This is a genomic window from Parashewanella sp. 2304DJ23-3, assembly GCF_056591695.1.
This window is the reverse complement of record NZ_JBWQOH010000002.1, coordinates 234,046-254,992: the sequence shown is the minus strand read 5'-3', so window position 1 is coordinate 254,992 and position 20,947 is coordinate 234,046. Positions and strand designations below refer to the sequence as shown.

At 39.5% G+C, this 20,947-nt stretch carries 18 protein-coding genes; 7 read left to right on the top strand and 11 right to left on the bottom strand.

Annotation, left to right across the window (positions count from 1 at the left end):
* Positions 1–93 precede the first annotated feature (93 nt).
* From xni to AC1EU2_RS07025, 3 genes are all read right to left on the bottom strand, one after another.
* Positions 94–867 (bottom strand): flap endonuclease Xni, encoded by a 774-nt coding sequence (xni, locus tag AC1EU2_RS07035; protein ID WP_480297380.1) that lies wholly within the window; start codon positions 865–867, stop codon positions 94–96.
* Positions 868–909: 42 nt separating this feature from the next.
* The gene (gene ppnN / locus AC1EU2_RS07030) at positions 910–2,265 is read right to left on the bottom strand and encodes a nucleotide 5'-monophosphate nucleosidase PpnN (RefSeq protein WP_480297379.1); all 1,356 of its coding nucleotides are present in this window, start codon (positions 2,263–2,265) and stop codon (positions 910–912) included.
* A 110-nt stretch (positions 2,266–2,375) separates the two neighbouring features.
* The gene (locus tag AC1EU2_RS07025; RefSeq protein ID WP_480297377.1) at positions 2,376–3,932 is read right to left on the bottom strand and encodes a GGDEF domain-containing protein; all 1,557 of its coding nucleotides are present in this window, start codon (positions 3,930–3,932) and stop codon (positions 2,376–2,378) included.
* A 236-nt stretch (positions 3,933–4,168) separates the two neighbouring features.
* Between AC1EU2_RS07025 and AC1EU2_RS07020 the strand changes: the two genes are divergently transcribed.
* Complete coding sequence (locus tag AC1EU2_RS07020; protein WP_480297375.1) at positions 4,169–5,971, top strand: M61 family metallopeptidase; 1,803 nt, start codon at positions 4,169–4,171, stop codon at positions 5,969–5,971.
* 156 nt (positions 5,972–6,127) lie between these two features.
* On the opposite strand, the gene AC1EU2_RS07015 is transcribed toward AC1EU2_RS07020, so the two are convergent.
* Together AC1EU2_RS07015 and AC1EU2_RS07010 are read right to left on the bottom strand one after the other, a co-directional pair.
* The gene (locus AC1EU2_RS07015; protein ID WP_480297374.1) at positions 6,128–8,341 is read right to left on the bottom strand and encodes a KAP family P-loop NTPase fold protein; all 2,214 of its coding nucleotides are present in this window, start codon (positions 8,339–8,341) and stop codon (positions 6,128–6,130) included.
* A gap of 136 nt (positions 8,342–8,477) precedes the next feature.
* Entirely contained in the window at positions 8,478–8,672 is a 195-nt protein-coding gene (locus tag AC1EU2_RS07010) for a hypothetical protein (RefSeq protein WP_480297372.1), read from the bottom strand.
* Positions 8,673–9,144: 472 nt separating this feature from the next.
* On the opposite strand from AC1EU2_RS07010, the gene trhA reads away from it, so the two are divergent.
* Positions 9,145–9,798, top strand: coding sequence for a PAQR family membrane homeostasis protein TrhA (gene trhA / locus AC1EU2_RS07005; protein WP_480297371.1), 654 nt, complete (start codon positions 9,145–9,147; stop codon positions 9,796–9,798).
* Between the two features lie 50 nt (positions 9,799–9,848).
* Here the strand turns inward: trhA and trhP are convergent, their stop codons facing one another.
* Complete coding sequence (trhP, locus tag AC1EU2_RS07000) at positions 9,849–11,231, bottom strand: prephenate-dependent tRNA uridine(34) hydroxylase TrhP (RefSeq protein WP_480297370.1); 1,383 nt, start codon at positions 11,229–11,231, stop codon at positions 9,849–9,851.
* A gap of 279 nt (positions 11,232–11,510) precedes the next feature.
* Between trhP and AC1EU2_RS06995 the strand changes: the two genes are divergently transcribed.
* Both AC1EU2_RS06995 and AC1EU2_RS06990 read left to right on the top strand, forming a co-directional pair.
* Positions 11,511–12,353 (top strand): HDOD domain-containing protein, encoded by an 843-nt coding sequence (locus AC1EU2_RS06995; protein WP_480297369.1) that lies wholly within the window; start codon positions 11,511–11,513, stop codon positions 12,351–12,353.
* Positions 12,354–12,464: 111 nt separating this feature from the next.
* Positions 12,465–14,000 (top strand): putative bifunctional diguanylate cyclase/phosphodiesterase, encoded by a 1,536-nt coding sequence (locus AC1EU2_RS06990; protein ID WP_480297367.1) that lies wholly within the window; start codon positions 12,465–12,467, stop codon positions 13,998–14,000.
* On the opposite strand, the gene AC1EU2_RS06985 is transcribed toward AC1EU2_RS06990, so the two are convergent.
* The 5 genes from AC1EU2_RS06985 to ettA all read right to left on the bottom strand — a co-directional run bounded on the left by AC1EU2_RS06985 (position 13,990) and on the right by ettA (position 17,793).
* Entirely contained in the window at positions 13,990–14,418 is a 429-nt protein-coding gene (locus AC1EU2_RS06985) for a thioesterase family protein (RefSeq protein WP_480297365.1), read from the bottom strand. The two genes, AC1EU2_RS06990 and AC1EU2_RS06985, sit on opposite strands and share 11 nt — an antisense overlap.
* The gene (locus tag AC1EU2_RS06980) at positions 14,418–14,891 is read right to left on the bottom strand and encodes a LabA-like NYN domain-containing protein (RefSeq protein WP_480297364.1); all 474 of its coding nucleotides are present in this window, start codon (positions 14,889–14,891) and stop codon (positions 14,418–14,420) included. The genes AC1EU2_RS06985 and AC1EU2_RS06980 overlap by 1 nt, the downstream gene beginning before the upstream one ends.
* Before the next feature lie 95 nt (positions 14,892–14,986).
* Positions 14,987–15,535, bottom strand: a complete 549-nt coding sequence (locus AC1EU2_RS06975; protein ID WP_480297363.1) for a dienelactone hydrolase family protein — start codon at positions 15,533–15,535, stop codon at positions 14,987–14,989.
* Positions 15,536–15,594: 59 nt separating this feature from the next.
* A complete protein-coding gene (locus tag AC1EU2_RS06970) occupies positions 15,595–15,912 on the bottom strand; it encodes a DMT family transporter (protein WP_480297361.1) in 318 nt (105 codons plus the stop codon).
* A gap of 213 nt (positions 15,913–16,125) precedes the next feature.
* Positions 16,126–17,793, bottom strand: a complete 1,668-nt coding sequence (gene ettA / locus AC1EU2_RS06965; protein ID WP_480297359.1) for an energy-dependent translational throttle protein EttA — start codon at positions 17,791–17,793, stop codon at positions 16,126–16,128.
* Positions 17,794–18,023: 230 nt separating this feature from the next.
* Between ettA and glyA the strand changes: the two genes are divergently transcribed.
* From glyA to ribD, 3 genes are all read left to right on the top strand, one after another.
* Positions 18,024–19,277 (top strand): serine hydroxymethyltransferase, encoded by a 1,254-nt coding sequence (gene glyA / locus AC1EU2_RS06960; protein ID WP_480297357.1) that lies wholly within the window; start codon positions 18,024–18,026, stop codon positions 19,275–19,277.
* Positions 19,278–19,354: 77 nt separating this feature from the next.
* Complete coding sequence (nrdR, locus tag AC1EU2_RS06955; RefSeq protein WP_129946689.1) at positions 19,355–19,804, top strand: transcriptional regulator NrdR; 450 nt, start codon at positions 19,355–19,357, stop codon at positions 19,802–19,804.
* A gap of 25 nt (positions 19,805–19,829) precedes the next feature.
* On the top strand, positions 19,830–20,945 hold the full coding sequence (ribD, locus tag AC1EU2_RS06950; RefSeq protein WP_480297356.1) for a bifunctional diaminohydroxyphosphoribosylaminopyrimidine deaminase/5-amino-6-(5-phosphoribosylamino)uracil reductase RibD: 1,116 nt from the start codon (positions 19,830–19,832) through the stop codon (positions 20,943–20,945).
* Positions 20,946–20,947 lie beyond the last annotated feature (2 nt).

The following is a 20,947-nucleotide window of genomic DNA, read 5'->3' as shown; positions in this document are numbered from 1 at the left end:
TCGATGTGTCCTTTTACGAAAGCAGATAAAATAATATTTTAAATGCAGATTCACAGTCGGACAACAATATAACAAATTTAGTTACAACTAAGATCAGTTTTTACTGGTTGGATCAGTCAATCTAAACTGATTTAGGCTTACTTTTAGAGGCATGTCTGTTTTTAACTGAGCGAGTTTATAGCTCAGCCTTGCCATCTCTTTACCTGCTTCCAATTTTTGAGCTTGTTTCTCACCAAGTTGCTCAAGAGAGCCATAGATGTTTTTTACTGAACGGAATGTACCAAGGAGTTGAGCTGCCGATTTAGGGCCAATACCAGGAACGCCTGGGATTCTGTTGCCACTAGAGCCTGCCAGTGACCAATATTCTAGAAACTGTTCTCTTTCGACACCAAGTTTTTGCTCATAGGCTTCGATATCAAAAAAGTGCTTTCCAAAATGATCCCATTGAGACACCATCGGGTGATTGAGTTGGCTGTAACCATTATCTGTTGAAACAATAATGGCTTGACCGTTTTTGGAGGCAAGCTTCATGGCTAGGGTCGCAACAACATCGTCAGCTTCCGAGTCGGCATCAATATGTTGCCACTTTCTATCGGACAGCTGTTGTTTAAGTCTATCAAGCCCTTTTTGAAGTGGTTCAGGCATTGGTTTTCTGCCTTTTTTATAGTCTTCATAAAGGGCTTTACGCCAAGAGTCCCCATCACCATCCCATACTAAAACCATGTGGGTTGGTGCATGGAATTTTATCAATTTATTAATGGCCGACGAGATACGAAGTTCAAGAGCGTCCATATCACTTTCGTCAGGCTGAGTGGCATGCATTCTTCTTACAAGATTCAGCGCATCAATAATTAATAAACGGTTCACTCTATCTTTCCCTATCTTAAACTCGAAGTACCCATGTCGGTATTACGAGTGTGTTACGTTATAGCAAGGAACGTATTCGCTCCCCGGTAGTTTCATTCTTTGCTGATCCACAAATGCTGAAAGTAGATTATCCATCATTTCCATTAACTTAGCATCACCATTAATTTCAAAAGGGCCATGCTTTTTGATTAACTGAATCGTTTCACCTTTCACATTACCGGCAACAACAGCTGAGAATGCTCTTCTTAAGTTTGCGGCCAGTTCCGCTTTATCCATATCAAATTCAAGTTTCAATTGTTTGACATTTTCATGATCCGGCACGTAAGGGTGCTGGAATGGAGAGTCGATTTTTAAAGACCAAGCATACTGATAAGAGTCGCCAATGGTGCGACGAAAAGCTTTGCTGTCTTCCATATTCTTCGACATATAACGAGCAACTTGTTGTGGATTATCAATAATAATTTGATATTTGTCTTGTGCTTCTTTACCTAGGGTTTGACCAATAAACTTATCGATTTCTTCAAAATAATTAGCTGCCTCTTTAGGGCCTGTAAGTACAACAGGTATGTGATATTCAGCGTTATCTGGGTGAAGTAAAATTCCTAGTAAATAGAGAAGCTCTTCAGCCGTGCCTGCACCGCCAGGAAAAATCACAATACCGTGCCCAATGCGCACAAACGCTTCGAGTCGTTTCTCAATATCTGGCAAAATAACCAATTCATTTACAATTTGGTTTGGTGGTTCTGCGGCAATAATGCTTGGTTCGGTTAATCCGATGTATCGAGCATTTTTAATACGCTGCTTTGCGTGACCTATCGTTGCACCTTTCATTGGTCCTTTCATCGCACCGGGGCCGCAACCTGTACAAATATCTAACTTTCTTAGCCCCATTCGATAGCCGACTTCTTTTGTATAAAGGTATTCATTTTGACGAATACTGTGACCACCCCAACAGACCACAATATTTGGCGTTGCGGGTTTCAGTAACTTTGCATTACGAAGAATGTCGAAGACAACGTTAGTAATATGAGTGGAGTTATTAAGGTCTAGGTTTTTTAGGCTGTCATATTTATTACTGAGATAAACGATGTCTCTAAGAACAGTAAATAATAACTCTTGTGTCCCTGCAATAATTTCGCCGTCAACAAAAGCTTGCTCTGGGGGATTTACAAGCTCTAATTTTACTCCTCGGGCTCGCTGAGCGACATGAATCTCGAAATCTTGATGTTCAGAAAATAAGTCTTCATCACTATCAGATTGAATTCCAGCACAAAGCACGGCAAGCGAACAACGACGGAATAATTGATATAACTCACTTGAAGCTCTTTTTTGTAAGCGTTGGACTTCAATTTGAGAAAGTTGCTCCATGCTTCCGCGTGGACTAACAAATACATTCATATGTACCTCCCACTATTAACTTGAAAGACCGTGACATATAAAAGATAAAATTTAAGGCTATCACGGGGGCAGAACACCCCCTAAAAAGAAAGAAATGAGGGGGTTATTTGTTAACTATCAACAACTACCCTATCACGATTTTGATCTTTTGCCCTATAAAGTGCAGCATCGGCTCGGTCAAAAGTATCTTCGATACGTTCTTTGTTATGTACTTTTGCAGCGCCAATAGACATGGTTACCGTAATACGTTTATTTTTAAACTTAAACGGAATGGATTTAATTCTTTCTCTAACTCGGTTAAGTATGGCTTCAATGTCAGCCTCTAACACATGAGGTAACAATAAGACGAATTCTTCTCCACCGTAGCGTGCAACAAACTCGGTATCACGAATTGAACTTTTAAGTGCTTTGGCAATAACTTGTAGAGTTTTATCACCAATGCTGTGTCCAAAATTATCATTAATGTTTTTGAAATGATCGATATCGGCGACAACGACCCATAGAGAGTTATTATTTTTTTGCTGTTTTTGATGTTCGAATGCCATACGATCTTCAAGAGCGGCTCGATTTGGCAACTGAGTTAATGAATCAGTAAGGTTCGTTTTTTGCTGCTCAAAGAGCTTCTCTTTATAATCACCAACTTCAGACGATAAGCTGCTAAGCTGTTGTTCCATCGTTTGTATCGAAAGGTGTAAGCCTTGCCTTTCTCGCTGCTCTAACTCTTCTTTTTGTGCCAAAGTTCTACGCAGCTCATGCAACTGGTGACGAACTTGTGATTTAAGCTCTTCAACATCATTAATTACGTGCAAAGAGAGATCGACATTATCTACGTGGTTCTGAATGGTGCTATTGAGCCTTGCTTTGTCACTCTCATTTTTATCACTTTGTGTCTGCATTGTGGTGGTAATGTCACCAACAGCGGACAAGGTTTCATTCAATGCGACTAAAAATTCTTGAGCAGAGCTCTTTTCATGCAAGAGGTTTTCGACCACTAAAGTCAAAATGGCTTGGTAAGCACTCAATAGAGAATTTACGCTTAAATCATTATTCAGAACAGCTTGAACAGTACAAACTTTATCGTGGCTTTCTGGTAAGAACTCTATGTCATCGATCAGAGACAGTAACTCATCAGCAAGTACTTTATGTTTTGATTCAAGTTCTAGATATTTACCATCAGAAAATTGCAGTTCTAAAACTTGCTCATAATGCTCAATTAATTGCTTTATTTTGGGAATATAGTCCCAAACAGTATGAAATGGTTTCGCAAGTTCTTGCTTAAAGTAGCTCAATTCACGTTTAGTTTTATCCGGTAACTCTTTTACTCTTTGTAATTGAGCGACAACACGGCTTAAACCATGACGACTATCATTGAGTTGAATTGTGATGTGACGATATTGAGATTTCAGGATTTTCTCAACTTCGCATATGCTTTGCACTGCATCAGAAAATGACTCGCTTTGAGGGAGTAACCTTCGGAGTTTTGCAAGTTTATTATCAAGCTCGAGATTTTGTCCTTTACAGGCAAAGCTCAACTGTGAAACAAAACTTAGTAGAACTTTGAATTTCTCATCATGCTCATGTTGAGCATGCTTCAGTTCAGCAGTAGCTGTATTTAGGTGTTTTTGAAGTTGCTGAACTTCTAAAGTTGAAGATGTCGATCCCTTCATTTTTTATGTTTCCCTACCGAACAATACCCATAAGAATGCGAAAAAATTAAAACAAATAAACGGGAAAATTTTTTTTGACATGTTATCGCATAGTGAGCCCGTAGCCAAAGAATAATTTGTCATATTTGTTGACTTTTTGTTGGGTTATTTGTTTTGTGATCCATGCTGTTGAAACTTAGTTGCGGTTGTTATAATGCGCTCCGCACAATAAAAAATAATTAGACAAAGGAAGCACAGTGAAAGCGAATAATCTTGCTTGGCTAACAGCAGCTACACTTTTTTCTGGCTCAGCATTGGCTGACGTTAATTACAAAATCGGTCTCACCCAATCTCCTGAGCATCATCTTGCGAATGTAGAAGTTGTATTCCCAAAAGCGGATTCAGATACTCTAACGGTCAATTTACCCATTTGGCGTACAGGTAAATACACGGTATTGCCAATATCTGATGGCATTCGTAAGTTCACAGCTAAAGATTCAAAAGGTAACGTACTGCCTTGGCAACGTACTGAAACCGGTGAATGGCAGGTTAAGTTGTCAAAGCCAACTCAAGTATCTGTTAGCTATCAGTTATACGCTAACGAGTTAGGCTCACGTACTCGTCATATCAGCGCAACTCATGCTTATTTAGATGCGAGTGCTGTATTTATGTATAGCCCTAAGTTTCGTGATGATGAAATTAACGTTGAATTAGAAGTACCTAACGGATGGCGTAGTTTTTCTGGCATGGACTACGGTTCAAACAAACACAGCTTCGTAGCACCGAATTACGATGTGTTAGTAGATTCTCCGATTGAAACAGGCATTAACCAACACCGTGAGTTTACTGCCGATGGTCGTGATTATGAGTTAGTGGTTTGGGGCGAAGGTAATTACGACGTTGACCAAATCGTTACTGACCTGAAGAAGATCAGTAGCCAAGCAGATCGTCTATGGGATGGTTATCCGTTCAAGCGTTACGTATATATGGTTCATGCAACCAGTGGTGCACGCGGTGCAACTGAGCATTTAAACTCGACCATTATTCAATTACCACGTTTTATGTTCAGAGAACGTAAAGACTATTTACGTTTTATCAGCACGGCTTCTCATGAGTTCATTCATACTTGGAATGTAAAAGCGTACCGTCCAGAGCAGATCGCAACTTACAATTATCAAAAAGAAGTGGTCACGCCATTACTTTGGTTAGCAGAAGGTTCGACAAGCTATTTTCAAAACCAACTGCTGTTGAGCGGCGGGGTGATGAAGCCAAAAGAGTTTTTTGCTGACTTGTCTAAACGTATTCAAGCCAATGAAAACAAACCGGGTAAAGAAACTCAATCTGCTGCAAGCACAAGTTTAGGAACTTGGGCAAGCACAGGTGGTGATTATGCGCATAACTTTAGCGTAAACATTTACTCTGAAGGTTATATGGTTTCGATGGCACTTGATCATAAAATCATGGCGCAAACGGATTTAGCTAAAAGCTACCGAGATGTACAACGAGAATTATATCGTAGCCATAAGGTACCAAAAGGGTATACCTCTGAAGATGTCAAAGGTATTGCTGAGTCATTAACAGGCAAGTCGTATGATGCATGGTGGGCTGAGCACATTGATTCTCCAGTAACGTTAGATTTTGATGCTTTGCTAAAACACGCAGGTTTAAAATTAGATCGTGGTGCTAAGACAGAAGTTTACACAGGTATTAAGCTTGGTCGTGGTGATAACGGGTTAGCGTTAAGTCGAGTTCAAAAAGACAGTCCGGCATGGAAAGCTGGAATCGGCGCTGGTGACCAATTGGTTGCGATTAACGGTTTGAAGGTAACCGCTAAAGGTTTTCAAAAACGTTTAGATGACTTTAAAGTGGGTGACGTGATTGAAATGGCGCTTTTCCAAGATGACCAACTTAATACAGTAAAAGTTAAGTTAGGTGAAAAAGCGAAAGGTAAGTATTCGATTAAGTCGGTTGAAAACCCAACTAAGCACCAAAAAGCATTTTTGAAGAAATGGCTAGGTATTGATTGGCCATTTGATGAAAATGGCAAGTTCATTAAATAATTTGTTGTTTTGATTGTAGAGTTTTTCAAGCCCACTTTAGCTGGGCTTTTTTATGAGATTTTTTGGACATAAGCTGGATAGGAACAGCTCATTGTAACTCTAATAATCTCCCCAAACTTTTGGATTACGATAGCACTTAAAAGTACACAAAATGGATTAACTATTGTTATGTTCAGTCATAAATATATTTGCGATGTCTTTTTCAAATTCACTTAAATGCACTCTATTATTAACTAGCGTGTTTGCAATCTTTTGAGCATCTGCTACAGATATAAACTCTAAGAATTCAGAATATTTAAACTTTGCAGTATATCTTGATCCTTCAGAAGAGCTACTTATTCCTCTTTGGATAAAAGCATTCAATAGTAAAGTCAAATTTTTGCTTTTTACTTGTTCTGAAACCCATTGAAATACGTGCTCTTCCGTTCCCCACTTTCTCCATGACCAAATTAGCGAATTCAAATATTTATGATTTGCTAGCAAGTCTGGCTGGTTTAAGGCAATGGCATTAAGTTTATTTACAAATAATTTTTTTAGCTTAGGAACGTCCTTAGGTTCAAGAAGAGGAATTCGATTTTTATTTCTGGCGTCAGCCATTAAAATTAGTTCAATTAACGGAAACGCTTGTTGAGACTTTTGAAAACACCTCTCTAACAGTTTAAATCGTTCATTTCTATGATCAATTCTTTCTAGAAACCATGTTAGCTGGCGATATAAGGTTAGATCAACACTATCGAATGCTGCTGCCAACTTATTGTTATCAGCGTCATCCGAAATATCGAGCATTCCTTGTACGTAGTTTTCTTTGTTTTCCAGAGGAATTTTCTCTATGTAAACTGAGAATTGATTTAACATACTCAGTGCATTATCTGATTCAAGCACTTGCTGAATCTTATATTTAAAATCTTGTAAATTCTTAGTTGACGATACTAAATCTTTAAGTTCGTAATTTGTTAATCCATTGGATTTTATCTGAAAAGTAAAATATTTATCGAATGAATGCTCATCACAAATGCGCATATCTCTTTTCCATTTGGCGTAATATTCTTGTGGGTAAGATTTATTATCAATCTTGTGTAGAGCAGGAAAGAGAATTTTTAAAAGTTCAGAAAGAGATTGCTTGTGTTCCGAATTACTTAAAATTGTATCTAAGTACTCAGAAGGCTCTGATGTACGTCTATCTGATAACGATAGTTGTAAAAAGAAGTCTTTTGAATTAAATAGTTCATTATATATTTCAGGTTCGAAAACTCTAATAGTTTCGATTGCTATCAAATCTACTGGATTAACTTCATAAGAGTTTTTAAATTCATAAGCGGTAAAATGGAAAGTAAAAGTTGATATAAATCTATATACATCTCTCAAGTTTTTAAAATAGACATGTAATCCTTTATTGAATATCCGAGCAAAATCGTCGATGTCATATAGAGAACTAGCATGTTCATTGTTATAGATAATTTCATCAATTTTTTCAAATAGCACATCATAAATTTTTTGGTTTTCAGTGTGAGGAATATCAAATGGAACTTGTATGATCTTTTCTAAAAAATCTCTTCCATTTTGTAATCCATCGTTCATTTTTTTTTCTACTATTTGTCTGTCAAAGAGCACTAGAAAAACAACATTAGAAAAATCACTATTTGCTTTAATTAATTGAAAAGTCATTTGCAGTTGCTGTGAGTTTAATCTATCAAGATCGTCCATAACTATAAGCAATGGTGTTGATCTTCGAGCCAACTCATTTTTTATATCTTTTCTTAACTGTTGACTTGTCTTCTCATTTTCTTTTGAAAAATCCTCTACATTTATATGTACTAACTTTAGTATCTTAGAGCCCGACCTTAAGAGGCCAGCAATAGAGCTAACAACTCCTATCGTGATAAGGGTTAATGTTTTGAGAAAAGATTCTTCAATGAACGCACCAGCAAAACCTAATAAAGCAAGGCTTACTATTAAATATGGAATAACTTTTAAAGCACCTGAGGCTATAACAGACCCAGTATTCAAATAGTTACCATATTTTTTTAATTTCAAGGCAAGTTGTTTACCACTCGTTGACTTATCAATCATTCCGACTGATTTGCTTATCTCTGTAAAAAAAGATGAGTTTATTCGTTCCTGACCAGACCACTCCCACGGTGAATATTCAATTACATCAGCCTCAATGTCGTTTGCTTTCCTTATATATTCAAGCGTCATATTTTTAATTGAGGACTTTCCGTCCCCCCACTTTCCGTGCAAAGCAAGCACTAAACTGTCTTTCTGCTTCCAACTTGTAATGGCATGAGCTAATGACTTGGAGAAATTCGCTCTGTTTAATAAATCTTCTGAAGAATTACTTATAGGTTTATCTGCTGTAAATTGTGCCACAGTTTATTGATCCGTTTTTTGTAACTAATAGTTAATATTTATGAAACTTAGCACTATATCGATTTCAATTAAAAGCATTAAAATCAATTGTAAATTGAATTACTTCAAATAAAATTTCTATCCAGCTTTGGGGCATTTAAGGGAAAGTGCTTTGCACTTTAAAGGTCGTAGAGTTGCACTCCACACCGCCCAAAGAGGAATTCTTCAGCAAATTCCCCTTTGGAAACCCCAGTGCCGCCCCAACGAAGCTAAGCGTTTCAGATATTGTTGAATAAATGTCTAACAGCTCTGATGGTACATCCTGTACCTCAGAGCTTGGCTCGACGTCCATGTCTCGCCCACGTCATTTCATATTCATCAATATCTTCAACAGCTTCGATGGGAAAGTTAAGCCCTTAAGCGGCATCTGAGTAAATAAGATTATTTCTAAAACTTTGCAGGCTACGATGATTCCCCATTGCAAAGTTGTTATGAGTTGTCAGTGAAAATATCGTAAGCGCAGCATGGATGCTGCGCTAGTTTCCGAGGTACATGGATGTACCATCGGAAACGTTAGAATATTTTTGCTGTAAGACGAATAACGCTTAACTTTGTGGGGCGGCACGGGGAGATGGAAGAGGGGAGTTTGCTGGTGAACTCCCTTCTTCCTCGGGTGTGGGCAGAAAGCCCACGACGTTATAAACTTCACAGAAGTTTCCCCTAATCGAAAACACGATTAACCAAAAACCTGGTTAGACCTCTTCTATTCCCCCCCAACCCTTGTTATAGTTTCAGCGAACAGGTGTAAGCTGGAATTTTATTTGATGTCACAAACCGCAATAACTCAATCACAGATAGATGGTTACAGTGTAAAAGAAGAAATCCTCAATGCGGTTACTCATGGCATTGGCGTAATTTTGAGTGTTATTGGGTTAATCAGCCTTTTAGCCTCAAATACGCACGGAGAGTTTGGTAAGCAGGTGTGCTATCTCATTTATGGAGCATCGATGATTGCATTGTTTACGGCCTCAACCCTGTATCATGCAGTCACTCACCCAACTGCAAAATCTGTATTGAAGATGGTAGACCATTGTGCCATTTATTTATTAATTGCAGGTACGTACACACCACTACTGTTCGCTTTACCGTCGAGTAAAGTGGGTAACATTATGTTGATAATCATCTGGGCATTAGCGGCCATTGGCATTGCTTTTAAACTGGTTTTTAAAAGTCGGTTCAAAGCGGTGTCATTAGCAACGTATTTAGGGATGGGGTTCGCAGCAGTGTTTATCTTGCCTGATATTTATCAAATGCTACCCGCTGGTGGTTTATGGCTGTTAGGGCTTGGCGGTGCAGCCTATACCTGTGGGGTGTTCTTTTATGTGCAAAAAAGAAAACAATATACCCATGCGATTTGGCATTTATTTGTTTTGGCAGGGGCGGGATTTCATTACGGGCTAATTTTTAATTATGCCTAATGAAGAAGAGAGTGCTACGCAAAAGAACTTTGCATAGCACTAAACATCGTTTAACTCGCTTCGTTATGCGGGTTACGGGTATCTTTTCCTTGCGGCAAATTTCTCAATAAAATTGCTTTATCTAAGTCTACTTCTTTCGGTATGTCTAAATACACGATGTGACCGTTACCTTTACCAGATTCTACCGCTTCACCTTTACGATTCTCTAAACCGTCAATCTTAAGGTTCATGTTGCCTTGAGGTGTCATCAGTTCAACGCTGTCACCTACAGAGAATTTATTTTTTACATCAATCTCTGCTAAACCAGCGTAGTTACGCTCACCCGTTAATTCACCACAAAATTGTTGTGAGTCACTAACAGAATATCCGTAATCATAATTCTGGTATTCATCGTGGACGTGACGACGTAAGAATCCTTCAGTGTAACCTCGATGTGCAAGACCTTCGAGTTGACGCATTAGGCTTGGGTCAAACGCTTTACCAGCAACAGCATCTTCAATTGCATTTCGGTAAAGCTGAGCGGTACGAGCTACGTAGTAGAACGATTTAGTACGGCCTTCAATCTTTAACGAATCCACACCCATTTTCGTTAAGCGCTCAACGTGTTGGATTGCACGAAGATCTTTTGAATTCATAATGTAAGTGCCATGCTCGTCTTCGAACGCTGGCATGTACTCACCTGGGCGATTGTCTTCTTGCAGAAGATAGATGTTATCCGTTGCAGTGCCTTCACCTAATGTAGGCTCAGGTGTCTGGATTTGAACGGCAGGTGCTTCTGGCTGGACAGCGACAACATCGCCTGTTTCATTTTCTTTTGCTTCATGTACGTCGTACTTCCAACGACACGCATTAGTGCAAGTGCCTTGGTTAGGATCACGTTTGTTAATGTAACCTGATAGTAAGCAGCGACCTGAGTAAGCCATGCACAGTGCGCCATGAACGAATACTTCTAGCTCGATGTCTGGGCAGCGTTGACGAATTTCTTCAATTTCATCTAATGATAATTCACGAGAAAGAATGACACGCTTGATGCCTTGCTGCTCCCAGAACTTAACCGACGCCCAGTTGATAGCATTGGCTTGAACTGATAAGTGTACTTCCTGCTCAGGGAAAGCTTCACGAACCATCATGATGAGACCAGGGTCAGACATGATTAATGCATCAGGCTTCATGTCGATAACAGGCTGCATATCTTTAATGTACGTTTTTAATTTTGCATTGTGTGGAGCAATGTTACTGACTACGTAGAGCTTTTTGCCTAAGTCGTGCGCTTCTTGAATGCCTTGGGCTAAGTTTTCAAGTTTAAAATCATTATTTCTTACGCGTAGGCTGTATCTTGGCTGGCCGGCATATACCGCATCTGCACCATAGGCAAACGCATAACGCATGTTTTTAAGGGTTCCGGCAGGAGACAGAAGCTCAGGCTTAAACATATTTATTCTCACATTTACTCAAAATAATCATTGCTGGGTATTGATCAACAATGAAGAAATATCGCTATCGAGTTTTAATCAATAACAACGCAATAATTCGTTACTACTTTATGGGTAGTAATGGGCGGCGTATTTTACTGGTTGAGGTGAGCGATATGCAAATTAATTGAACAAACAAACCGTGGCTAAGTCACGATTTGAAAATAAGAAAAATTATCGAAAGTGTCTTATCCTTAAATATCCACAACAAAAATTGATTGATAATAGGGATGTTTATCAATGGACGTTGAACGTATCGTCACCGAAGAGCTTTTTCGAAAGCTTCAAGAGGATTCACTGATTTTGCCTTCTTTACCTGATGTGGCTATTGAGGTCGAAAACGTGATGAATCGACCAAGTTCTAACATTAAGCAAGTGGTAGAAGTAGTAAAAAAAGACACGGCAATTACGGCAAAAGTCATTCGTGTTGCTAACAGTGCAATGTATTGTCGTGGACGTCAGGCTGATAATTTACAATCGGCCATTGTTAGGATTGGTTTCGACCAAATTAAATCAATTGTGACGTCATTGGCACTAGAGCAACTGTTTATCTCAAGTAATGAGATGGTCTGGAAGGTGATGGATGAAGTATGGAATTGTTCCGTCGATATTGCCGCTGTTTCATGTTCTTTATTAATTCAATACCAAAAAAATAATCCACAAAGTAAGTTGGATGTTGAAACGCTAACGCTTGCAGCACTGGTGCATAATATTGGTGCATTGCCAGTACTGGCCGAAGCTGAAATACACCCTGAATTATTCGAGGATGTTTCAGTACTCAGGAAAGTAATTCAGCAAGTGCAAACACCAATTGGAACTGCGATTGTAAAGTGTTGGGATTTTACCGATGAAATAATTGAAGTAATAGAACATTTGAGTGATTTTAATTACATCACTGATGAAGTAACTTACTTGGACTTTATCAGGGCTGCAGCACTTTACTTAGGAATGCTTAAATCACAACAATCTATTGCAAGTAAAATGGACTTTTACACCATAAAAGGTTTACCTACCAGTGGAGAAGAGCTTGCAAGCGATGCTTTTTTAGCCCAATATCGAGATATAAAGAAAAGTTATCAATAAGTTATTGTTAGGTTGATATTTACGTTAACGTAATAGTTTTATTATAAATTAATTATAAGCTACGAAAATGCAGTACATTTTTTTAAGGTGCCGAAAAATAAGGATAATGGCATGCTTTTTTATGGGAGTATTTCAGCGTTAGTTATCGTCTTGTTCAGTTATGTCGTCATTGCGTGGCGTATAAAACGAAAAGAAAATGAGGAAGATGAATTTATCAATCGACTTTCTATGAAGGTCTCTTCTCAAATTGATAAACGCTCAAAATTGAATTTATACGATGTGCCTTTTCGCTTTAGAGGACTTTATAACTCTATTGACGGTTTACTGCGTGTGTTACCACCGCCTACTGGCCTCGATAAATTGACTGGCGTAATGAACCGATTAGGTCTTAAGCGTCGATTAGCGATGTTGATGCCGATTCAAACGGGTGTTTTTATATTAATTGATATTCATCGCTTTCGTTACGTGAATGACTTGTTTGGATTTACACTCGGTGATCAGCTGCTCAAACGCATGTCAGAGCGTTTAAAGTGTCTACCTCAAAAGCCAAAGTTATTAGCTCGAATGAGTGGCGCTGAGTTTTTTATGTATCTAGACTCAGGTACGACTTACGATGAACTTCAGTCTCTTCAACAGCATCTGCAATCCCCGTTCGATATAAAAGGCACACCCATCAGTATTCGCCTTAAAATAGGCGTACTTGATGTAAATGAACATTTTGCAGATGTAAGTGTAATGCTTAAAAGGCTAGATTTAGCGATTAAAAAAGCCAGTGACCATCCAGAGCTTATCGCTGGCTATCGTGAAGGCGATGATAGTGTACAACTAAGAGAACTTGAGATCATTGGTGCAATTCCAAAGGCGTTAGAGCGCAATGAACCTTATATTGTTTATCAGCCGAAAGAAGAGTTGGTTGATGGTGGTTTCAGGCAAGTTGAAGCATTGATTCGTTGGGAGCACAAAAAATTTGGTCCACTTTCACCATCTGAATTTATCCCGTTAGCTGAAAGGGCTGGAATTATTGATTTGATCAGTCGTTGGACGCTTGAGCAGATTTTTATCCAGCAACGAGATTGGCGAGCTGCCGGGCTCTATACTCGTGTCGCTGTTAACTTATCATCTGAAGATTTATGCAGTGATACTTTAGTCGATGATATTAAATCTGGATTTGAGCGTTATAAGTTACCCCCTGATTGCTTAATGATCGAAATAACAGAAAGTAGTTTGATGGAAGATACCGCAAAGGCGATTCAAATCTTAACCTCGCTCAGAACTCTCGGTGTGAAAATTGCGATGGATGATTTTGGAACTGGTCATTCATCATTAGCATATTTAAAAAACCTCCCTATTGATGAAGTTAAAATTGATCGCTCTTTCTTGGCGGGTATTTTTAATGAAAAGGCTTCACTCTTTATCCTTGAGGCGAGTATCAGTCTCCCCAAAAAATTAGGGTTAGATGTTACTGTTGAAGGCGTAGAAACAGCAAAGGTTCGTGAATTGATGGTACGACTTGAAGTCGATAAAATCCAAGGCCAGTTCTACGCTAAACCCATGCGCCCATTTGAATTAGAGCTAAAATGGAATGAACTTAATCGACTTACTGGCGCAAATACACCTATCACTTTGGCATATGGGCTTAATGGGTAATTGCTGTTGAGAGCTCTTTAATCAGTGCTTCTGGCATTGCCGTTAATTGACGTTGCGTATTCATACATACCATTTCGATGATACTGGTTACAGCTGGCTTTTTAGCATTAGGTCGCCAGATTTCTTGATGCCAAACAGTGCGATATTGGCTTTCTATGTAAAAGCGAGTTCTTACATCAATAATATCAGCAAACTCAACGCCCTCACTGCAGGTCATTTCAGTTTTATACACTGCAAATCCTAACTTCTGTTCAAGCCAAAGTTCATTTAACCTATTTGCACCAATGACATGCTCTCGGGCTCTTTCAAAGTATTTTAAAAAGTTAGGATGGTAAACCACGCCTGAAAAGTCCGTATCCTCGTAATAGATTTGGACAGGAAAATGAAACGTGTTGCTAAAGACGTGTTTGCTATTCATTATCTTAATAATTCTGGTGTTATTTCATGAAATTGAGTGGCTGAATCTATGAGTGATTTCGCGGTAAGTGATGGAACACCATAAACTTGAGTTTCTATCTGATATTTATCAGTCACTTTTTGTAGAAGTAAACTAAAATCGCCGTCTCCAGATAATAAAATAATGGTATCAACTTCAGAAGCTGCTTCTAATACATCAATCGTGATGCCAACATCCCAATCACCTTTTGCACTTCCATCAGCACGTTGAATGAAAGGTTTCAGCTTGACGTTAAAACCAATATGCCTTAGCGCATCTTGAAACTTAATCTGGCCATCATCTTGTCTCGCAATAGCGTAAGCATTAGCGAACACAATATCACCCTCGTAGCTCAAAAACTCCCAAAGCTTGCGGTAGTTAAATTGGCGATTAAAAGCTTCTTTAGTGGTGTAATAGATGTTTTGTACATCTACGAATATCGCAATTTTTTTCAAAAGATACTTTGTGTTTGAATGTTAGGCACAATTCTGCCTTGTTCTTTTTAAAATCGCTATCTTATTTTGAGTCCAGCGAGGCAATTGTTCTGAGTCTACTGGTTGTACTTAAGGAGAAAATTTAGGTAGGACTGATAACCAGTTGAATCATAGTTTTCAGAGTGTTGATTCATAAAGCCATGTAGATAAGGTGCTTTTGTCATTTCAAGCTGCGCTTTTTGTTCGAGTGCATCCATCAATTCGTCAATATTAAAATGAGTTTCGTGCTTGGGGAAAATAAGGTAAGTGGGAACTGATGGTTCTACTTCAGTTATTTTTCTGATCTGAGAACCATAAAACCCGATGAACTTGTAACAGCCAAGTTCATGAAGTTGTTCCGACAGTTTCCATGCAGCACTAGCTCCCATGCTAAAGCCAATCAATGTATAAGATTCTTTTTGATTTTGAAGTTCTCTACGCAGGTGCTCTACATAATTGTTTAAGCCAATGTTTGTTTGGAAGTAATCGTAAGCTTCTTGTTCTTGCTTAAACCTAAAATCTGTTCCGTTAAAGGGATCGATAATTTGCACATTATTGAAGGATTGCGCCAGCTTTTCTAAAGCAGGTGTTTTCCCCCAAATATCAGTAATAACTATTCCTTTCATCAGTGCTTCCATGTATTTAATTTATAATTCGACCGAGGCCAAAAACTTTATTTAGACGTTTACTGTGCCAATTTAAGAGTCGCTACGCCAGCAATGATAAGCAATATCCCCAAATAGCGTCCTAGACTAGAGGCATCTCCATAAAATAGGATGCCAACAATAAATGTCCCAGCTGCACCAATACCTGTCCAAACGGCATAAGATGTACCTAAAGGAATTTGTTTTTGTGCTAACCATAAAAACAAACCACTCAGAGCCATAAAGAATATTGCGACAGCAATACCAGTAATTCTTGTTTCACTTTCTTGAGCCATTTTTAGACCTACTGGCCAACCAATCTCGAATAATCCCGCCAAAACTAAATAAACCCAAGGCATTCAGGTGATTCCTTATTTAATCGCTTATATATTCACTGAATATAGCTTGAAAATTCGGTTTATTAAAATAGCATTTTTATGGTGAATAATAGACTTGTGAATAACTAATGATTGACGAATGTAGAGTGTTTATTTGCAGAAAGCGGGCAGGGTGGGAGTTCTATTTTATGCAAAAAGGGCAGAGATAACTCTACCCTTATTTCACAAGAGTGCTTATTTACTAATACGTTTGTACTTAAGGCGGTGTGGTTCAATCACATCTGTCCCTAAGTGTTCTTTCAACCAAGTCGAGTACTCAGTGTAGTTACCTTCATAGAAGTTCACTTGGCCTTCATCACGGTAATCAAGAATATGAGTACAAATACGGTCTAAGAACCAACGGTCATGCGAGATAACCATGGCACAACCCGGGAACTCAACAATCGCTTCCTCTAGTGCACGTAGTGTTTCAACGTCGAGGTCGTTGGTTGGCTCATCGAGAAGTAACACGTTACCGCCAGACTGTAATAGCTTAGCCAGATGCACACGGTTGCGTTCACCACCAGAAAGTTGGCCGATGATCTTTTGTTGATCGCCACCTTTGAAGTTAAAGCGACCTACATATGCACGACTAGGGATCTCGGTATTATTGATGTGAATGATATCTTGACCACCTGAGATTTCTTCCCAGATGGTGTTTTTGTCATTCATTGAGTCACGAAACTGCTCAACAGAAGCTAGTTGCACGGTATCACCAAGTTCAACTGTGCCACTGTCAGGTGTTTCTGTACCTGAAAGCATGCGGAATAAAGTCGATTTACCCGCACCATTAGCACCAATAATGCCGACAATGGCACCTTTTGGCACCGTAAAACTCAAGTTATCAATGAGTAATCGATCGCCATAAGATTTTGATAAGTTATTTACTTCAATAACTTTATCACCTAAGCGAGGTCCTGGTGGAATGAACAGCTCATTGGTCTCGTTTCGTTTCTGGTAATCGTTGGTATTCAGCTCTTCGAAGCGAGCCATACGCGCTTTACCTTTGGATTGACGTCCTTTACTACCTTGACGAACCCATTCTAATTCTTTAGCAATGGTTTTTTGACGAGCAGATTCCGTTGCCGATTCATGCTTTAGACGGTCATCTTTTTGCTCAAGCCAAGATGAATAGTTACCCTCCCATGGAATACCTTCACCGCGATCAAGCTCTAAAATCCAGCCAGCAGCGTTATCAAGGAAATAACGGTCATGGGTAATTGCTACAACAGTGCCGCTATATTCGTGAAGGAAGTTCTCTAGCCACGCAACAGACTCAGCATCTAAATGGTTGGTTGGTTCATCAAGAAGCAGCATTTCAGGTTTTTCAAGTAGCAAACGACAAATTGCAACACGACGACGTTCACCACCAGATAGCACTTCAATTTTTTGATCCCATTCAGGTAGACGAAGTGCGTTAGCGGCACGTTCTAAAACGGTATCTAAATTATGAGCATCAGTGGCTTGGATAATGGCTTCAAGCTGGCCTTGCTCTTTAGCAAGTGCATCAAAGTCTGCACCTTCTTCAGCGTATTCAGCATAAACTTCGTCAAGACGTGTTAATGCGTTTTTTGCTTCCGAGACTGCTTCTTCAATTGCTTCTCGCACGGTTTGGCTTTCATCAAGTTTTGGCTCTTGAGGCAGGTAACCGATCTTAAGGCCGGGCATTGGCCTCGCTTCACCTTCAATCTCAGTATCAAGTCCGGCCATAATTTTAAGCAGGGTGGACTTACCAGAACCGTTTAAACCAAGTACACCAATCTTGGCGCCAGGAAAAAAGCTTAAAGAAATGTCTTTAAGGATTTGCTTTTTTGGAGGGACAACTTTGCCCACTCTCAGCATGCTATATACAAATTGAGCCATAAGTAATCAATCTTGTGGTTAAGTTCTTGACGCAGATTGTACTTTAAGGGCGAAAGAACAAAAAGATTTATCCTGTAAAATTTTATGCTTAGATGCTTGGGTTGTAACCTATAACCAAGTAGAATACGTCCAGCTAAAAATACAAAGCCCTTAACCCTAATAAACTGTTCATTGATCCCATCACTGAACAGACATGTATTGATAAAAATATCGGTTTACCGGAGTAAGCAATGCTAAAAAAAGATATGAATATCGCTGATTTTGATCCAGAACTATTTGGCGCAATGGAAAAAGAATGTGTTCGTCAAGAAGAGCACATTGAATTAATTGCTTCGGAAAACTACACCAGCCCACGTGTAATGGAAGCGCAAGGTTCGATGCTTACCAATAAATACGCAGAAGGTTATCCAGCTAAACGCTACTATGGTGGTTGTGAGTATGTAGATGTTGTTGAAACTTTAGCGATTGACCGTTTAAAAGAACTATTTGGTGCAACTTACGCTAACGTGCAGCCTCATTCTGGTTCTCAGGCAAACTCTGCGGTTTACATGGCATTGCTACAACCGGGTGACAAAGTGTTAGGTATGAACCTAGCACACGGTGGTCACTTAACTCATGGTTCCCCAGTAAACTTCTCTGGCAAGTTATATGACATCGTGCCTTACGGTATCGATGAGTCTGGTCAAATTGATTATGCTGAGCTTGAACAGCTTGCATTAGAGCATAAACCAAAAATGATCATCGGTGGATTTTCTGCATTCTCAGGCGTTGTAGATTGGGCTAAAATGCGTGAAATCGCAGATAAAATTGGCGCATACTTCTTTGTTGATATGGCGCACGTTGCTGGTCTGATTGCAGCAGGTGTTTATCCAAACCCTGTTCCACATGCACACGTTGTAACTTCAACTACGCACAAAACGTTAGCTGGCCCTCGTGGTGGTATTATCATCTCAGCTGCTGATGATGAAGCTTTATATAAAAAGCTTAATTCTGCAGTATTCCCAGGTGGCCAAGGCGGTCCTTTAATGCACGTTATTGCGGGTAAAGCCGTAGCATTTAAAGAAGCGCTATCTCCTGAGTTTAAAGCTTACCAAACCCAAGTGTTAGTAAATGCTAAAGCTATGGTTGAAGTATTCCAAGAACGCGGTTACAAAATCGTTTCTGGTGGTACTGAAAACCACCTAATGCTGGTTGACCTTATCGACAAGGGCATTACAGGTAAAGAAGCAGATGCTGCATTAGGTCATGCAAACATTACCGTTAATAAAAACTCAGTACCTGATGACCCACGTTCACCATTTGTAACGTCTGGTATTCGTATTGGTACGCCTGCGATTACTCGTCGTGGCTTTAAAGAAGCTGAAGCAAAGCAATTGACTCAGTGGGTTTGTGACGTATTGGATGACGTAAACAACCAAGATACGATTCAAACTGTTAAGTCACAAGTGCTCGAACTTTGTTCACGCTTCCCGGTTTATGCTTAATTCAGTGGGATTTAGGCTAAATCTAAGTTAAAATTTAATGGCTGCATTTGCAGCCATTTTTTTAGCAGGAGACGCTAATGCATTGTCCATTTTGCAATACGACCGATACAAAAGTCATTGATTCGAGGCTGGTTGCAGACGGTCATCAAGTTCGCCGACGTCGTGAATGCCTCCAGTGCCATGAACGTTTTACCACTTTTGAAGGCGCAGAGTTAGTCATGCCGAGAGTGATAAAAAGTGATGGTTCTAGACAGCCCTTCGACGAAGATAAATTACGCCGTGGCATATCAAAAGCAGTAGAAAAACGCCCGGTTTCAATGGATCAAATTGAACAGGCTCTTACCAAGATCAAATCTACTTTACGTGCAACGGGTGAACGTGAAATTGGTTCTGAAATGATTGGCAATTTGATGATGGATCAACTGATCGAATTAGATAAAGTTGCTTACATTCGTTTTGCTTCGGTTTATCGCGCTTTTGAAGATGTTTCTGAGTTTGGTGACGCTATTGCGAAGCTAGAAAAGTAATTCTCTTTTAGTTAACGGAAATTTTATGTGGTCAACCTTTGATAGACAAATGATGACCCGAGCAATTCAACTTGCTCGCCAAGGCCAATATACCACCCGGCCAAATCCTAATGTGGGTTGTGTGTTCACAAAAGGTGAGCAGGTTCTTGGTGAAGGGTTTCATCAAAGAACAGGGCAACCTCATGCAGAAGTTAACGCTCTAATTGATGCAGACTATCGAGTTGAGGGTGCTACCGCTTACGTTACCCTTGAACCATGCAGTCACTTTGGTTTAACGCCTCCTTGCGCTCAAGCACTCATCGATAATAACGTTTCCCGTGTTGTTGTTGCATGTTTAGACTCAAACCCACAAGTATCTGGCCGTGGCATCTCAATGCTTGAACAAGCCAATATTCAAGTAGATGTCGGTTTATATGAACAAGAAGCAGCAAATCTAAACCTTGGGTTTTTAAAGAAAATGGCGACTGGAACACCATGGGTTACTGTTAAAGTTGCTGCTAGCCTTGATGGTAAGACAGCGTTAGCGAATGGTGTTTCAAAGTGGATCACTGGAGCTGAAGCTCGCCGTGATGTTCAGCGTTTGCGTCTTAAACATTGTGCTGTTGTTACAGGTATTAATACTGTATTGGCTGATGATTGCAGCCTAAATGTTAGGAAGTCGGAGTTAGGCTCAATTGCAGAACGTCTTGATGAAGTGCTACAACCTTTGAGAGTCGTTTTAGATTCGAATTGTCGCATGCCTATCGACAGTAAAATGCTCCAAATTGAGTCGCCAGTACTTTTGGTTTCAGCTCAGCCTTATCCTGATGCTTTCACGAAAAAATTACCAAATTATGTGACGACGTTGACACTCAGTACGGTAAATACACGTATTGATTTAAACGCATTACTCGGCTATCTAGGTAACGACTGTAATTCAGTCCTAATTGAAGCCGGTTCAACGCTTGCTGGTAGCTTCATTGAACTCGGTTTGGCTGATGAACTGATGCTATATCAGGCCCCGAAAATCTTGGGTAGTCGAGGTCGTAATATGCTGGAGTTGCCAGATTATAGTGCAATAACAGAAATCCCCAATTTAACCCTAATTGATGAACGCAAGTTAGGTATTGATACTCGCTTTCGTTTTCAGCTAAGAGAGTAAAG

Excerpts from the sequence above, each read along its gene's own strand:
- ppnN (WP_480297379.1), bottom strand. The coding sequence starts at position 2,265 with ATGAATGTATTTGTTAGTCCACGCGGAAGCATGGAGCAACTTTCTCAA.
- AC1EU2_RS07025 (WP_480297377.1), bottom strand. The coding sequence starts at position 3,932 with ATGAAGGGATCGACATCTTCAACTTTAGAAGTTCAGCAACTTCAAAAA.
- AC1EU2_RS07010 (WP_480297372.1), bottom strand. The coding sequence starts at position 8,672 with ATGGACGTCGAGCCAAGCTCTGAGGTACAGGATGTACCATCAGAGCTG.
- trhA (WP_480297371.1), top strand. The coding sequence starts at position 9,145 with ATGTCACAAACCGCAATAACTCAATCACAGATAGATGGTTACAGTGTA.
- trhP (WP_480297370.1), bottom strand. The coding sequence starts at position 11,231 with ATGTTTAAGCCTGAGCTTCTGTCTCCTGCCGGAACCCTTAAAAACATG.
- AC1EU2_RS06995 (WP_480297369.1), top strand. The coding sequence starts at position 11,511 with ATGGACGTTGAACGTATCGTCACCGAAGAGCTTTTTCGAAAGCTTCAA.
- AC1EU2_RS06990 (WP_480297367.1), top strand. The coding sequence starts at position 12,465 with ATGCTTTTTTATGGGAGTATTTCAGCGTTAGTTATCGTCTTGTTCAGT.
- AC1EU2_RS06985 (WP_480297365.1), bottom strand. The coding sequence starts at position 14,418 with ATGAATAGCAAACACGTCTTTAGCAACACGTTTCATTTTCCTGTCCAA.
- AC1EU2_RS06975 (WP_480297363.1), bottom strand. The coding sequence starts at position 15,535 with ATGAAAGGAATAGTTATTACTGATATTTGGGGGAAAACACCTGCTTTA.
- AC1EU2_RS06970 (WP_480297361.1), bottom strand. The coding sequence starts at position 15,912 with ATGCCTTGGGTTTATTTAGTTTTGGCGGGATTATTCGAGATTGGTTGG.
- ettA (WP_480297359.1), bottom strand. The coding sequence starts at position 17,793 with ATGGCTCAATTTGTATATAGCATGCTGAGAGTGGGCAAAGTTGTCCCT.
- glyA (WP_480297357.1), top strand. The coding sequence starts at position 18,024 with ATGCTAAAAAAAGATATGAATATCGCTGATTTTGATCCAGAACTATTT.
- nrdR (WP_129946689.1), top strand. The coding sequence starts at position 19,355 with ATGCATTGTCCATTTTGCAATACGACCGATACAAAAGTCATTGATTCG.
- ribD (WP_480297356.1), top strand. The coding sequence starts at position 19,830 with ATGTGGTCAACCTTTGATAGACAAATGATGACCCGAGCAATTCAACTT.